Here is a 15,191-nt window from a genome sequence, read left to right on the forward strand (position 1 = left end):
TATTTCCTAACAACTCTCAAAAGAAAGTGTTTAGGAAATGGTGGCTACTGCGGGATTTGAACCTGCGACCCCATCATTATGAGTGATGTGCTCTAACCAGCTGAGCTAAGTAGCCATTACCATATTGTCATTTCTCAACCCTGTTATACAGTGTCGAGAACGGAGCGCATTATGCGTATATCACAGGAAAGCGTCAATAGTTTTTTTGAAGATTTTGTTTCTTATAGTCTGTTCGAACTATTTTTAAACAAAGCGCCCTGTTTTTATGCAAAAAACATCTAATAATGTGCAAAGTTAGACCGTATTGAAACGAGTATCATAAAGAGGCATTTAAAAGGCAAAGTGCCTCTTTTGTTATTGATAAGTGGCGGAAATGAGCGATTGTTTTTCCAGCTAGAATGACCACTTACTTAGTACGATTGGTATTAAGTATTATCTTTGGTGTCGACCACTATTAAAAATGGTGAGTGAGTGAAACTGTGCAGTAGAAATAAAAAAAGATCGCCGTAGCGATCTTTTTATGTTTTAACGGATAACTGAGAAAATCAGATTAGACGTTAAAGCGGAAGTGGATGACATCGCCATCTTTAACCACGTAGTCTTTGCCTTCTAGACGCCATTTACCCGCATCTTTAGCGCCACTTTCACCTTTAAATTGGATGAAATCGTCGTAGCCGACAACTTCAGCACGAATGAAGCCTTTTTCAAAGTCTGTATGGATCTTACCTGCTGATTGTGGCGCTGTTGCACCTACAGGGATTGTCCATGCACGTACTTCTTTCACGCCAGCAGTGAAGTAAGTTTGTAGGGTCAGTAGATCGTAACCTGAACGAATAACGCGGTTTAGCCCCGGCTCTTCAATGCCCATATCGGCTAGGAATTCAGCACGATCTTCATCATCTAGCTCTGCCATTTCTGATTCAATAGCCGCACAAACAGGAACAACAACGTTATTTTCTTTGGCTGCAAATTCACGAACAGCGTCTAAATAAGGGTTATTTTCAAAGCCATCTTCAGCCACGTTAGCAATGTACATCGTTGGCTTAAGCGTTAAGAAGTTTAAGTAACCAACAGCCGCCAGTTCTTCTTTGCTTAGTTCAATCGTACGAGCCATGCCGCCTTCAGTTAGAACCGGAAGTAGCTTTTCTAAAACAGCCAGTTCAAATTTAGCGTCTTTATCGCCGCCTTTTGCTTTTTTAGCATTGCGGTGCATAGCACGTTCACAGCTATCAAGATCAGCCATTGCAAGCTCAAGGTTAATCACCTCAATGTCTTCGATAGGGGATACTTTACCTGATACGTGAACGATGTTTTCGTTCTCGAAACAGCGAACAACGTGTCCGATAGCGTCAGTTTCACGGATGTTAGCTAGGAATTTGTTACCTAGACCTTCACCACGAGATGCACCCGCAACCAGACCTGCAATGTCTACAAATTCCATTGTAGTTGGCAGAATTTTTTGTGGATTTACGATTTCAGCAAGAGCGTCTAAACGTAGATCTGGCACAGGAACAACGCCTGTGTTTGGTTCGATAGTACAAAACGGGAAGTTTGCCGCCTCGATACCTGCTTTGGTAAGCGCATTGAAAAGAGTTGATTTACCAACGTTTGGAAGACCAACGATGCCACATTTAAAACCCATGATTAAAACCTTATTCTGCTTTGAACGTGTGTAAGCGATTTTGTGCTTTAGTTAAACCGTCTTTCAGTAATATATCTAAACTGCGGACGGATTCGTCGACTACGGCATCAAGGCATTCTTGCTCTTTGGCTGGAGCTTTGCCTAATACATAGCCCGCCACACGGTCTTTATGACCCGGGTGTCCGATGCCGATGCGTAGTCGGTAAAATTCTTTGTTGTTGCCCAGTTTACTTATGGAGTCTTTCAGTCCGTTATGTCCACCGTGACCGCCCCCTTTTTTGAACTTGCCTACACCTGGAGGTAAGTCTAGTTCATCGTGGGCAATCATTATCTCTTCGGGTTTTATTTGATAAAACTTAGCCAGAGCTGAGACTGATTTACCAGAAAGATTCATAAAAGTAGTTGGGATTAGCAAGCGAAGATCTTGGCCATGAACCAGGATTCTGCCTGTTAAACCGAAAAATTTCGGTTCGTTTTTTAGTGTCACATTATGGACTCGAGCTAACTCTTCGATTACCCAAGCGCCTGCATTATGACGTGTTCTAGCATATTCGGGGCCTGGGTTTGCCAGGCCAACAAGTAATTTAATTTCTTGGCTCAAGATTTAACTCTCGTAAATGTAGGTGACAACAAAAAGCGCGATATGATAGCACGCAATATCAGTAAGAGTAAAAAGTAACTAATAAGAGTAAAAAATCCCGGCGCTTAATAATAAGTACCGGGATTCAGGATATTATTCTAGTTCACAATAACTCACTCAATATTCGAGCAATTAGAGCATTATGACTTAGTTGCTAAACATCGCAGAGATAGACTCTTCGTTGCTAATGCGACGAATTGCTTCTGCAAGCATGCTAGATAGAGTCAACTGAGAGACTTTACCTGTTGCTGCCATTTCTTTGCTTAGTGTAATTGAGTCTGTGATGATCACTTGGTCAAGAACTGAGTTCTTGATGTTTTTCGCAGCAGTGCCAGAGAACACAGCGTGTGTTGCGTAAGCAAATACACGTTTAGCGCCACGCTCTTTTAGAGCTTCAGCCGCTTTACATAGTGTGCCACCTGTATCAATCATGTCATCAACGATCACACAGTCACGACCTTCAACGTCACCAATAAGGTTCATTACTTCAGAAACGTTAGCGCGTGGACGACGTTTGTCTACGATAGCAATATCAACATCACCAAGTGCTTTTGCTGTAGCGCGAGCACGTACAACGCCGCCTAGGTCAGGAGATACAACAACAGGATCTTCTAGGCCACGGTTGATCATATCTTCAAGAAGTACTGGAGTACCGAAGATGTTATCTACTGGTACATCGAAGAACCCTTGGATTTGCTCTGCGTGTAGGTCGATAGTTAGAACGCGGTCAACACCAACGTTAGATAGGAAGTCAGCGACTACTTTTGCTGTAATTGGCACACGAGCAGAGCGCACACGGCGATCTTGGCGAGCGTAGCCGAAGTAAGGGATTACAGCTGTAATACGGCCGGCAGAAGCACGACGCATTGCGTCAATCATTACTACCAATTCCATCAGGTTGTCATTGGTAGGAGCACAGGTAGATTGAATGATAAATACATCGCTACCGCGAACGTTTTCATTAATTTGTACAGCGACTTCGCCATCAGAAAAACGGTCAACGACAGCATCACCTAGAGAAATGTATAGGCGGTCAGCAATGCGTTGGGCTAGTTCAGGTGTAGCGTTACCAGCAAATAGCTTCATATCAGGCACGGTGGAAACCTCAAGGTTGCGTCCAGTTAATTGGGTAGTGTTTGGGCAGATAACTGCGCCAATGTCAGGTGCAAAGGAGAAATATTGTTTCCTTGTGCAACAAATGCTGTTGTATTTTCGGGAAGTTGTTTTAGTATGGTTTGTGCCTCTAGTTGAGTATCAAACTCAGAAAAAACGCAAGAACCTGTTCCCGTCAATCTTGACGGCGCGTATTGTAACAGCCAAGAAAGTTGCTTATCAACCTCTGGGTACAGTAAACGCACTATTTTTTCGCAATCGTTTTCGTAAGGGGTGCTTTTTAGCTCTTCCCAACTGCGTTTTTGTGTATCTCTTGTTAGATCTGGGTGACAAAATATCTCCGCTGTGGAAATGCTTTGATTGGGTCTAACGACCAAGTACCATTTTTCTTCTGGTTTAACTTTAGTCAAAGATTCACCCACCCCTTCAGCAAATGCAGAAAAACCTTGTACAAACACAGGGACATCCGCCCCTAAAGTTAAGCCCATTTTAGCCAATTCAGGTAAAGGAATATCAAGTTGCCATAGAAAGTTGAGCGCGACTAAGGTAGTAGCAGCATTGGATGAACCGCCACCAATCCCTCCGCCCATAGGCAAAATCTTATTGATGTGGATATCAGCGCCAAGGGAAGAGGGGACTGAAGATGCTGAGCGTTTAAGACTCGCTTCTTTTAGTGCCACCGCCGCTTTCCAGATGAGATTTTGCTCTACAGGCACACCTTCAAGCTCAGGTGTAATAGTGATATTGCCGCTGTGATTGGCTGTAATGGTGAGCTCATCACCAAAGTCAATGAACTGAAATAGGGTTTGCAAATCGTGGTAGCCATTGTCACGGCGACCGGTAATGTACAAAAACAAATTTAACTTGGCTGGCGATGGCCAAGTAGTCGTGCTGGTGATCATTGTATATCCCACTTACTGATAACAATATTCAGTTTTATTGGTTGTCTCGATAGAGTCATCTTATTCGGTAACAGTAACGTCTCGGTTTCTTGATAGCTTTTATAGTCCATCAACCAGGTTTGTCCACCACGGGTCTGTTCTAATGAGGCTAATGTACCGTTCTCTGAAACTTGGAAGTCATCAGCGGCGGTGGGTTGCCCTTTTATCCAGTCTTGCATATAGACAATCGGTAGACGCATACCTGTTAATTGATAGAACAAGAGATCGGCATCTTTATCGAAATAGCGTTTTCCGTGAATGTCCGTCACCGTGGCACCTTGCTCATTTATGTTTAAATTGAGCACGGTTTTGCCTAAAAACGTGGAAAGTCGCAATTGGCTTTGTTGTGGTGTTTGCTTCCAATGGAAGTTTAAACTTTGACGCTGAGTCGGGTCGATGTAGCCCAGTTTTCCAGAAAGAGTAAAGTGCGAAAGCTTGGTCAGTTTTGCTTGATGGCTTTGATATTCGACGCTGTGGGTCGGAAGCGGTGGTGTGGTTTCACAACCAAACAGTAACAAAACAATAAAGAAGGGGGTAAACCTGCGCAAGCATTTCAAAATAGGAGACGTTTGAGTGATTTGCATGTCAAGAATTAGAGCTCTGATTCAAGGTTTAAGCTAATGATACAATAAAGCCCCTTTTATTGCTGTAGTGGTTCAAGTAAAATTGCGTTTTTCTTTTGTATGTCTAAGTAGTAAATGCCTTTATTGACTATAGGAATCAATCACAATACCGCTTCGGTGGAGCTGAGAGAGAAAGTCGCGTTTTCTCCTGATAAGATGAGCGACGCCTTACAGCAGCTGAATTCTATGTCTGAGGTCAAAGGTAGCGTTATCCTATCAACGTGCAATCGTACCGAACTGTATATTGATGCCTCTTCAACAAATAATATCGTTGATTGGCTTATCGATTTTCATCAAGTGAACGGTGATGACTTAAAACCCAGCCTCTATTATTACAGTGATGAAGAAGCCATTCAGCACTTGATGAGAGTATCATGTGGTTTAGACTCTTTGGTGTTGGGTGAACCTCAGATACTTGGGCAAGTTAAACAAGCCTATGCTAACGCCAAAGAATATGGCGCGGTAAAAGGCAATTTAGATAAGTTATTTCAAAAAGCCTTTTCCGTGGCGAAACGGGTCCGTACTGAAACCGATATTGGTGGGAACGCCGTTTCTGTTGCGTATGCCGCATGCACGCTAGCGAAACATATTTTTGAGTCACTGGAGCGCTCTAAAGTGCTCTTAGTTGGCGCGGGTGAAACCATTGAGTTGGTTGCCAAGCACTTAGCCGATACCGGATGTCATCAAATGACCGTAGCTAACCGAACGCGTGAACGTGCGGCAGGTTTGGCAGCGCAGTTTGATGGGCAAGTCATCAGTTTGAGTGAAATTCCACAAACACTGGTTGAGACCGATATCGTGATCAGCTCTACCGCCAGCCCTTTACCGATTATAGGGAAGGGAATGGTAGAAAGTGCGCTGAAAATTCGCCGACATAAGCCTATATTGTTTATTGATATTGCGGTGCCTAGGGACATAGAGTCCGAAGTCTCTGAATTGAGTGATGCGTATCTTTATACTGTGGACGATTTGCAATCGATTATTGACCAAAATATTGAGCAACGCCGAACAGAAGCGATTCAAGCAGAAAAAATTATCGCCGTAGAGAGCAAAGAGTTTAAAAACTGGTTACGCTCTCGCAAGGCGGTAGAAAGTATTAGGGATTATCGCCGTGCGTCTGATTGTGCGCGTCGTGAATTACTTGCCAAAAGCTTACAAACATTGAGCATGGGTGGTGATCCAGAAAAAGTATTATTAGAGTTAAGTAATAAGTTAACCAATAAACTGATTCACTTGCCGACTAAAGCGCTTCAAGAAGCGGCTGAGCAAGGGGCGTTGGATGATTTAGCTGTAATAAGAAAAAGCCTTGGTCTTGAAGACCTATAACTATTTTTAAGAAGAATATGAAAGCATCGATATTAGTAAAATTGGAGACGTTAGTTGAGCGTTATGAAGAAGTGCAACACCTACTTGGTGATCCGGATGTTATCGGTGATCAAAACAAGTTTCGTGCACTATCAAAAGAGTACTCTCAACTAGAGGAAGTCACCAAATGCTTCCAAGCTTATCAGCAAGCTCAAGAAGATCTTGAAGCAGCGCAAGATATGGCTAACGAAGACGATCCTGAGATGAAAGAAATGGCTCAGGAAGAAATTAAAGATGCAAAAGCCAACATCGAGTCTTTGACCGATGAGCTACAAATTCTATTGCTACCAAAAGATCCAAATGATGAGCGTAACTGTTTCTTAGAGATCCGTGCGGGTGCGGGTGGCGATGAAGCCGGTATCTTTGCAGGCAACCTTTTCCGCATGTACTCAAAATTTGCAGAGAAGAAAGGTTGGCGCGTAGAAGTCATGAGTGCTAATGAATCAGAGCAAGGTGGTTACAAAGAAGTGATCGCGAAAGTCTCTGGTGATGGCGTATACGGCACCATGAAGTTTGAATCTGGCGGTCACCGCGTACAGCGTGTTCCAGAGACTGAATCTCAAGGTCGTGTACATACTTCGGCGTGTACTGTTGCGATTATGCCTGAGATCCCTGAAGCTGAGCTTCCACAAATCAAAGCCAGTGATCTGAAAATTGATACCTTCCGTTCATCGGGCGCAGGTGGTCAGCACGTTAACACCACAGACTCTGCTATCCGTATTACTCACTTACCAACAGGTACTGTGGTTGAGTGTCAGGATGAGCGTTCACAGCACAAAAACAAAGCTAAAGCGATGTCAGTACTGGCTGCTCGTATTATTCAAGCAGAAGAAGCGAAGCGCGCGGCTGAAGTGTCAGACACTCGTCGTAACCTATTAGGCTCTGGTGATCGTAGTGACCGAATCCGTACGTACAACTATCCTCAGGGACGTGTATCGGATCACCGCATCAACTTAACTTTATACCGTCTAAATGAAGTATTAGAAGGTGACATGCAGGCATTGATCGATCCTGTTCTAACGGAACATCAAGCCGATCAGCTTGCTGCTCTTTCTGAAAACAACTAACTCGTGTCTTTACCTTGCCTACAAGAGTCGCTAAATACAGCGACTCAGCGTTTGCTTGAGTCTGGTATTGACTCTGCAAAGCTCGACGCGTCTGTCTTGTTGTGTCATGTATTGCAAAAGCCTCGTAGCTATTTGCTTACTTGGCCTGAGAAAGTGCTGACAGAAGCGCAGTATCAAGATTTCAATGCCCTCATGGCGCGCCGTATTAAGGGAGAACCCATCGCTTATATTACCGGCGAACGCGAGTTTTGGTCTTTAGCGCTTAATGTATCCCCGACAACGTTGATTCCACGTCCTGACACGGAACGATTAGTGGAATTGGCATTGGATAAAATAGGCTCGACACCGGGTAAAGGACTTGATTTGGGAACAGGTACAGGTGCTATAGCGTTAGCGTTAGCGTCTGAGTGCCCTCACTTTGAGTTTATTGGTGTGGATATTCAAGACGATGCGTGCGTGCTAGCGACGGGTAACGCCAATAAGCTGGGCATTAAAAATGCACGATTCTTACAAGGTAGCTGGTTTGATCCCGTTGCAGATGAAGGGCGTTTTCAGATCATTGTTTCCAACCCACCTTACATTGATGAGCACGATCCTCATTTAGTGGTGGGGGATGTACGATTTGAACCCGACTCGGCGCTGGTGGCTGCTGACAATGGGTTGGCAGATTTACGACACATCGCTAAACATGCTAGAAATTACCTTGCCGATGGCGGCTGGCTGTTGATGGAGCATGGCTTTGAACAAGGCGAGCAGACTCGACAAATATTGCTGGATATGGGCTATCAGTTGGTATCCACTGAACAAGACTACGCAGGTCAAGATAGAGTGACCTTAGGTCAATTTAAAGGAAGAAATGAATGTACGTAGCATTAAAAAATATCCACCTGATCTTAATTGCATTGAGCGCAGGATTATTTATCACTCAATACATTTTAATGGTGACTCAATCTCCATTACAGAATAAGAAATTCATTAAAATTACGCCGCATGCAGTGAATGGCTTGCTGATTTTATCGGGCATTTTATTGCTACTTGTTACGGGGTGGGTGCCATTTAGACCTGGTTCTGAGTGGCTAACAGAAAAATTTACCTGCGTTTTGGCGTATATCGCTTTAGGCGTGTTTGCTCTGAAATTGGGTAAAAACCAGCTATTGCGAGGTTTTGCCTTCTTAGGTGCGTTGGGTTGGTTATTAATGGCAGCGAAGATCGGCATGACAAAAATGCCGATACTTATGGGGTAAACGATGTCAGATCTGTGGTTTAAAGGTCTCGATGATTTGGAATTAGTCGAAGGTGCTTTGCGTCTTTGTGCTCAAGTCGACCCTAGTGTTAATGCAACATGGGTTGAGTTGCAGCTAGAGAAAATGCTGGATGAAGCAGAGCAAGAGCTAGCGCGAGAAAGTAATGAAAAAGCACGCTTTGATGCTCTACTGCGCCTGTTTTATCAGCAGTGGGGTTTTAAAGGCGACTACGAGAATTATTTTTCCTCTGAAAACGCCTTTATCGAAAAAGTGTTGCAACGTAAAAAAGGTATTCCCGTCAGTCTTGGGGCGTTATTGCTATTTTTAGGGCGTAAACTGGGCTTTCCTATCAAAGGGGTTAGCTTTCCTACTCAGTTCTTATTGGTGGTTGAGTGGCCACACATGAAGCATGATTATGTGAACCCTTTTAATGGTGAATATGTCGCAAAGCATACTTTGCAATCTTGGCTTAAAGGTGCAGAAGGTAATTCAGCGATGTTAAAACCTGAGCACTTACAAGTGGCGGATACATCCACCATTATCGGACGTTGGTTAGGCGTACTCAAAGGCGCATTGATGCGAGAGGAACGCTATACTCAAGCTCTAGCATGCAGTGATTTAGCATTGAGTCTAGTGCCAGAAGATCCGTATGAGATCCGCGATAGAGGCTTTATTTATCAGCAATTAGATTGTTTTCAAATTGCGCGTAAAGACTATGAGTTCTTTATTGAGAACTGCCCAGAAGATCCTGCGGCTGAGATACTTAAGCTACAGCTAAAAGCAATTAATGACGAGCCAGTGGTTTTACACTAGCGCTCAATAAAAAGAGAGATGGATATGGAACAAAAAGTCGTTCAGGTTGGTGATATTTCAGTTGCTAATGACAAGCCTTTTACGCTGTTTGGTGGGATCAACGTTCTTGAATCTCGCGATCTGGCTATGCGTGCTTGTGAACAGTACGTAGAAGTGACCGATCGCTTAGGGATCCCTTACGTATTTAAAGCGTCATTTGATAAAGCAAACCGCAGCTCAGTCCACTCTTATCGTGGTCCTGGCCTTGAAGAAGGGATGCGCATCTTTGAAGAATTGAAGTCTACTTTTGGCGTTAAGATCATCACTGATGTACACACAGAAGCACAAGCTCAACCTGTATCGGAAGTGGTTGATGTGATTCAATTACCTGCTTTCTTAGCGCGTCAAACTGACCTTGTTGAAGCGATGGCAAAAACAGGCGCCGTGATTAACGTTAAAAAACCTCAGTTTATGAGCCCAAATCAAGTGGGTAATATCGTTGATAAATTTGCTGAGTGTGGCAACGACAAGATCATCTTATGTGAGCGTGGCGCTTGCATGGGTTACGACAACTTAGTGGTTGATATGCTAGGTTTTGGCGTGATGAAAAAAGTGTCTAACGGCAGCCCTATCATCTTTGACGTGACTCACTCACTGCAAATGCGTGACCCAAGTGGCGCTGCCTCTGGTGGTCGTCGTGAGCAAACAGTAGAGCTTGCTAAAGCAGGTCTCGCTACTGGCATTGCTGGCTTATTTATCGAAGCGCATCCAGACCCAGATAAAGCGCGTTGTGACGGCCCTTCAGCATTACCACTGGATAAACTTGAGCCGTTCTTGGCGCAGATGAAATCTTTGGATGATTTAATCAAAAGTTTTGCACAGATAGATATTAAATAGAGTTTCTATTCACAACTCTGTGATACTTTTAATAAAAACGGGCTTTGCATTCGCAAGCCCGTTTTTTTGTTGCTATTTTTTGCATACACATCTAATTGAATAGTAATGGTTGCAAATGAAATCACTCGTATTAGCAATAGCAGTAGGGACGCTAGCCGTAGGTTGTGCATCAGACGATATCGTGGTCAGCAACAATGACGACGTGCAAAAACTGACAATCCTACATACCAATGATCACCACGGTCGTTTTTGGCCAAACAAATACGGTGAATTGGGTATGGCGGCCAGAAAAACCCTGATTGATCAAATTCGTCAAGAAGTTGAATCTGAAGGTGGCGCGGTGTTGCTACTATCGGGTGGTGACATCAATACGGGTGTACCAGAGTCGGATCTTCTGGATGCAGAACCTGATTTCAAAGGCATGACCTTACTGGGCTACGATGCGATGGCGATTGGTAACCATGAATTTGATAACCCATTATCGGTATTAGAAAAACAGCAACAATGGGCTAAGTTCCCGATGTTGTCGGCCAATATTTACGAAAAACAGAGTCAACAGCGAAAATTTCAGCCTTATCAAATGTTTGATAAAGACGGTTTAAAAATTGCGGTTATAGGCTTAACCACGGAAGACACTGCCAAAATCGGTAATCCTGAATACATCCAAGGCTTAGAATTTAGAGACCCTAAATCTGAAGCAAGACAATTGCTAAAAGAGATTGAAACTCGCGAACAACCGGATATTACCATTGCGGTCACGCACATGGGGCACTACCAAAACGGTCAACATGGTGGCAATGCACCGGGCGATGTGGCTCTTGCTCGTTACTTGCCAGAAGGCGCACTTGATATGGTGATTGGCGGTCACTCCCAAGAGCCCGTGTGTATGGAAGGCCCAAACTTGGTGAAAAAGAACTTTAAGCCGGGGGATGCCTGTCAACCAGACCAACAAAATGGCACTTGGATCATGCAAGCCTTCGAGTGGGGTAAATACGTTGGGCGTGCTGACTATGAATATTCTGATGGCGAGCTAGAGCTTGTTCATTATGCGTTAGTGCCGATTAACCTGACGAAAAAAGTGGAAGTGGATGGCAAAAAACAGCGCGTAATTGTTGGTGAAAAAATCGAAGCTGATTCAGACATAGAAGACTTCTTAACGCCATACCAAGAGCAAGGGCAAGCCAAACTGAATGTGAAAATAGCGCAGTCCAACGGCAAACTGGAAGGGGACCGTAATAAGGTTAGGTTTGAGCAAACTAACTTAGGTCGTTTAATTGCCACTGCGCACATGCAACGTGCTAAAGCGGATTTTGGCGTCATGAACTCAGGTGGTGTGCGTGACTCTATTGCCGAAGGGGACATTACCTACAAAGACGTGCTGACAGTGCAGCCGTTTGGCAACATCATTACTTATGTCGATATGAAAGGATCTGAGATTTTAGATTACCTAAATGCAGTCGCGACTAAGCCAACCGATTCAGGTGCGTATGCACAGTTTTCTGGTATTTCGATGACTGTGGCAAAAGATGGGGTGAAAAACGTCAAAATTGGCGGGAAAGTGCTAGAAGAAGATAAAATGTATCGCTTCAGTGTGCCAAGCTTTAATGCCGCTGGTGGAGACGGTTACCCTGTGATTAAAGATCACAGCGGTTTTGTTAATACCGGCTTTGTTGATGCCGAAGTATTGAAGGAGTATCTTGAAACGAATAGCCCTATTGATATTCGACGTTACGAATCTCGAGGGGAAATGACTTACGAATAGGACAAGATAACATTATGACACCTGCTGTACGTTTATTGAAAAAGAACAAGGTACCCTTTGAACTTCATCAATATAAGCATGACCCTAACCATGACAGTTTCGGACAAGAAGCCGTAGAGGCTACGGGAAAGCCCGCCGAGCAGGTGTTTAAAACCCTTCTTTTCTCTGTGGATGGCACCGCCAACGGCCTTGGAGTTGCGGTCATCCCTGTAAACACCAAGCTCAATCTAAAATTGGCTGCTAAAGCCAACAAACTGAAAAAAGCCGCTATGGCAAACCCAGAACTGGCACAAAAAGTCACTGGCTATTTGGTCGGGGGCATTAGTCCTCTTGCGCAGAAAAAACGTCTGCCGACTTTTGTTGATCAGAGCGCCCAAGCGCTGACTTCAATGTGTATCAGCGGGGGTAAACGCGGCTTGGAAATTGAGATCTCTCCTAAGCACCTAGTCGAGCAGGTACAGGGGAGTTTTGTCAGTCTCGGGGACTAGAGGGTCAAAAATTGTTTTAGTGAGTATATTAATCTAACTTATTGTATTTGGGATAAAATATAAATAATTAGAGTTATGTTTACAGTAATAAATAAAAGCATATTCTTATGATTGAGAATATGCTTTTATTTTAATATGAAAACTTAAATTTTATAACATAATTCTAAAAGTTACATCTAATGCTTTTATAACTAATAAGTATAAAAATAGGTATATAAATATGATTATTATTCTAAATCTATATTTATTTAAAATATCTAATCTTAATTATGTATACTATATCTAATGATGATAGCTAAGCTCTTTAGTTTATATATCAGGAAGCTTTCTTTTAACATGAGGGTAACTTATATCTAATAAAAAAAAAGCAAAGCGCATAACAAAATGAAATTTGATTTCATTTAACCTGATCAGGAATAAAAATGAAAAATATTGCCTTTATTTTAGTTTTAGCCTCATTACTTACTGCTTGTGATAGCAGTGATTCTTCGACTAAAACTCTTTCTTTGAACAAAGATACCCCTAAAGCGAGAGTGATCTTAAAGGAACAGACAGTCCCTATGTCGGAGTTGACTTCAGCAACTAAAGTTATACCTATGATAGGTTTGGAATTGGCAACCAAAACAGTACCAATGGCTAATCTGGTATCTGCGATTAAAACGGTATCGATGACTGAGTTGACGCCTGCTACTAAAACGATAGATATGACTGAGTTGACGCCTGCTACTAAAACGATAGATATGACAGATTTGAAACCCGCTATTGAAGCAGTACCTATGATTGATTTGTCTCCTTCGACTCAAACGGTGACAATGAGCAACTTGACACCGGCTAAAAGCGTAATATTGAAGTCTCCAATACAAGATTACCCTATCCCTGAGCAAGTAAAGGAAATCTATGCTAATTCAAATAAATTTGCGATATTAAAACATGATGGTTCCGTTGTAACTATTGATGTAGATAATAATAACCAGCCAAGAATTAGTACTATTCTTGATGAAAATGCAATAGCTGTTTACCCCTCTGAGCATGCGTTTGTTATCCTTACAAAGGATGGTTCAGTTTATTCAAAGGGATTTGGCTATGTGGGATACCCTAGCTTTAGTGAATATTCAGGGTGGAGTTCAACGGATCATACGAATGCAATTCGAGTACATAATGCTGTTTCTGTATCAACCCATGGTGATAATGTTGCAGTCTTGAAGCGAGATGGTTCTATAAAAGTTTGGGGACATCAATGGGAGACAACAGGAAGAAATATTACTGGGACTTATAAATCTGTAGATATTGGTGATGCATCAGTTGCATTGTCAAAAAGTGGTTCTATCGCATTATTAAATAGAGAGTATCATGATCAATGGATAAATTTTGATACTTCTATTAATCAAAATATTGTAGCTTCGGGTGACAACGGATTATTATTTTTAGAGGATGATGGGTCAGTATTCCGAGTATATCGAGCAGCTAACCGTTTACCTGAATTTCAAACTATCGTCGATAGCGGAGCAGTCGCGATTAAAAGTAATCCTTTAGGAGTTGTAGCTATTCTTCGAAGTAATGGCTCAGTAGTTACTTTTGGAGACATAGATCAATTCGGAGGAAAACTACATGTTAGAGGTCTCAATTATGGTGGAGATAGTTCTGGTGTGTCAGAGCAATTGAAGTCAGGTGTACGTACCTTATATTGTACTTCAACAGCATTTGCAGCTCTAAAAGTAAATGGTTCAGTTGTTACTTGGGGTAAAGATGGTGGAGATAGTTCTTCTGTTTCTAATTCTTTAGCTAGTGGTGTGGTATCTATTTACTCAACAGCGTTTGCCTTTGCGGCATTAAAAAATGATGGTTCAGTTGTTACTTGGGGAGCTTCTAAAGCTGGTGGGGATAGTTCTTTGGTAGAGGATATGCTTAAGGCTGATGTCCAAGCCATTTATTCAAATTCTTACGCATTTGCTGCTTTGAAAAAGGATGGTAGTGTTGTTACTTGGGGTAGTAAAGTATCTGGAGGTAACTCTATTTCAGTACAATCTCAATTACATGATGTTATTTCAATAACTCCTTTAGATAGTGGAACTCAGGGGGCGTTTGCGGCTATAAGAGCTGATGGAACAGTTGTGATTTGGGGACAAAATCAAAATCAAAAAGTTTTCTCTAGTCCAATGACAAAAGCTTACGCGCCAGATCCAAATAAAGATACGGATGGCGATGGTCTAACTGATGATTTTGAAATGTCATTTTGTGATTATTCTGTTGTAGGTAATGTTCAACCATGTCTTGATCCTGGCAAGTGGGATACTGACGGTGATGGTGTTTCAGATGGAAAAGAGTACAACTTAGGTCAAAATCCACTAAACAAAGATAGTAATTTGATGAATGCATCTCAATCTCTTACTCATTTATCTGATGGTTATGATGGTATTCAGGATATCGACCAAGATGGTTACCCAGATGGTTGGCGCTTGAAGTGAAGTATTAGTGTGAGGTGGTAATTATTTAACTCTATATTGGTTGATTTCTGTTTAACTTAACCAATATAGAAAAATTGTAATCTTCTAAAACAACAATGCCCGAATGATAAGTTCGGGCATTGTTGTTTTTATAGCATGCTAGGTTTATACCA

At 42.5% G+C, this 15,191-nt stretch carries 14 protein-coding genes and 1 tRNA gene; 9 read left to right on the forward strand and 6 right to left on the reverse strand.

Annotated features, from left to right (window positions below; all coding sequences use genetic code 11):
• Positions 1–38: 38 nt before the first annotated feature.
• From VEZ01S_RS10355 to lolB, 6 genes are all read right to left on the reverse strand, one after another.
• Positions 39–115: transfer RNA gene (locus tag VEZ01S_RS10355), tRNA-Met, on the reverse strand.
• 435 nt (positions 116–550) lie between these two features.
• Complete coding sequence (ychF, locus tag VEZ01S_RS10360) at positions 551–1,642, reverse strand: redox-regulated ATPase YchF (RefSeq protein ID WP_021713993.1); 1,092 nt, start codon at positions 1,640–1,642, stop codon at positions 551–553.
• A 10-nt stretch (positions 1,643–1,652) separates the two neighbouring features.
• Positions 1,653–2,243 (reverse strand): aminoacyl-tRNA hydrolase, encoded by a 591-nt coding sequence (gene pth / locus VEZ01S_RS10365; protein ID WP_021713994.1) that lies wholly within the window; start codon positions 2,241–2,243, stop codon positions 1,653–1,655.
• Positions 2,244–2,429: 186 nt separating this feature from the next.
• Complete coding sequence (locus tag VEZ01S_RS10370) at positions 2,430–3,377, reverse strand: ribose-phosphate pyrophosphokinase (RefSeq protein ID WP_021713995.1); 948 nt, start codon at positions 3,375–3,377, stop codon at positions 2,430–2,432.
• Positions 3,378–3,403: 26 nt separating this feature from the next.
• The gene (gene ispE, locus VEZ01S_RS10375) at positions 3,404–4,297 is read right to left on the reverse strand and encodes a 4-(cytidine 5'-diphospho)-2-C-methyl-D-erythritol kinase (protein ID WP_021713996.1); all 894 of its coding nucleotides are present in this window, start codon (positions 4,295–4,297) and stop codon (positions 3,404–3,406) included.
• Positions 4,294–4,920 (reverse strand): lipoprotein insertase outer membrane protein LolB, encoded by a 627-nt coding sequence (gene lolB, locus VEZ01S_RS10380; RefSeq protein ID WP_021713997.1) that lies wholly within the window; start codon positions 4,918–4,920, stop codon positions 4,294–4,296. Before lolB ends, ispE begins: the two co-directional genes overlap by 4 nt.
• 114 nt (positions 4,921–5,034) lie before the next feature.
• Here lolB and hemA point away from each other — a divergent pair, with 114 nt between their 5' ends.
• The 9 genes from hemA to VEZ01S_RS10425 all read left to right on the forward strand — a co-directional run bounded on the left by hemA (position 5,035) and on the right by VEZ01S_RS10425 (position 15,039).
• Complete coding sequence (gene hemA, locus VEZ01S_RS10385) at positions 5,035–6,285, forward strand: glutamyl-tRNA reductase (RefSeq protein ID WP_021713998.1); 1,251 nt, start codon at positions 5,035–5,037, stop codon at positions 6,283–6,285.
• 17 nt (positions 6,286–6,302) lie between these two features.
• Positions 6,303–7,391 (forward strand): peptide chain release factor 1, encoded by a 1,089-nt coding sequence (prfA, locus tag VEZ01S_RS10390; protein ID WP_021713999.1) that lies wholly within the window; start codon positions 6,303–6,305, stop codon positions 7,389–7,391.
• A 3-nt stretch (positions 7,392–7,394) separates the two neighbouring features.
• Positions 7,395–8,261, forward strand: coding sequence for a peptide chain release factor N(5)-glutamine methyltransferase (prmC, locus tag VEZ01S_RS10395; RefSeq protein WP_021714000.1), 867 nt, complete (start codon positions 7,395–7,397; stop codon positions 8,259–8,261).
• A complete protein-coding gene (locus VEZ01S_RS10400) occupies positions 8,252–8,635 on the forward strand; it encodes a SirB2 family protein (RefSeq protein WP_021714001.1) in 384 nt (127 codons plus the stop codon). Before prmC ends, VEZ01S_RS10400 begins: the two co-directional genes overlap by 10 nt.
• Positions 8,636–8,638: 3 nt before the next feature.
• Positions 8,639–9,448: a SirB1 family protein gene (locus VEZ01S_RS10405; protein WP_021714002.1), complete on the forward strand. Its 810-nt coding sequence runs from the start codon at positions 8,639–8,641 to the stop codon at positions 9,446–9,448.
• Positions 9,449–9,472: 24 nt separating this feature from the next.
• Positions 9,473–10,324 carry a 3-deoxy-8-phosphooctulonate synthase gene (kdsA, locus tag VEZ01S_RS10410; RefSeq protein ID WP_039970047.1) on the forward strand — a complete coding sequence of 284 codons (852 nt, stop codon included), beginning with the start codon at positions 9,473–9,475 and terminating at the stop codon, positions 10,322–10,324.
• 115 nt (positions 10,325–10,439) lie between these two features.
• The gene (ushA, locus tag VEZ01S_RS10415; RefSeq protein ID WP_021714004.1) at positions 10,440–12,086 is read left to right on the forward strand and encodes a bifunctional UDP-sugar hydrolase/5'-nucleotidase UshA; all 1,647 of its coding nucleotides are present in this window, start codon (positions 10,440–10,442) and stop codon (positions 12,084–12,086) included.
• Positions 12,087–12,100: 14 nt separating this feature from the next.
• Positions 12,101–12,574 (forward strand): Cys-tRNA(Pro) deacylase, encoded by a 474-nt coding sequence (gene ybaK / locus VEZ01S_RS10420; RefSeq protein WP_021714005.1) that lies wholly within the window; start codon positions 12,101–12,103, stop codon positions 12,572–12,574.
• 422 nt (positions 12,575–12,996) lie between these two features.
• Positions 12,997–15,039 (forward strand): RCC1 domain-containing protein, encoded by a 2,043-nt coding sequence (locus tag VEZ01S_RS10425; protein WP_021714006.1) that lies wholly within the window; start codon positions 12,997–12,999, stop codon positions 15,037–15,039.
• The last annotated feature ends 152 nt before the right edge of the window (positions 15,040–15,191 follow it).

It is taken from the genome of Vibrio ezurae NBRC 102218, assembly GCF_000467185.1.
Taxonomy (GTDB): Bacteria; Pseudomonadota; Gammaproteobacteria; order Enterobacterales; family Vibrionaceae; genus Vibrio; species Vibrio ezurae.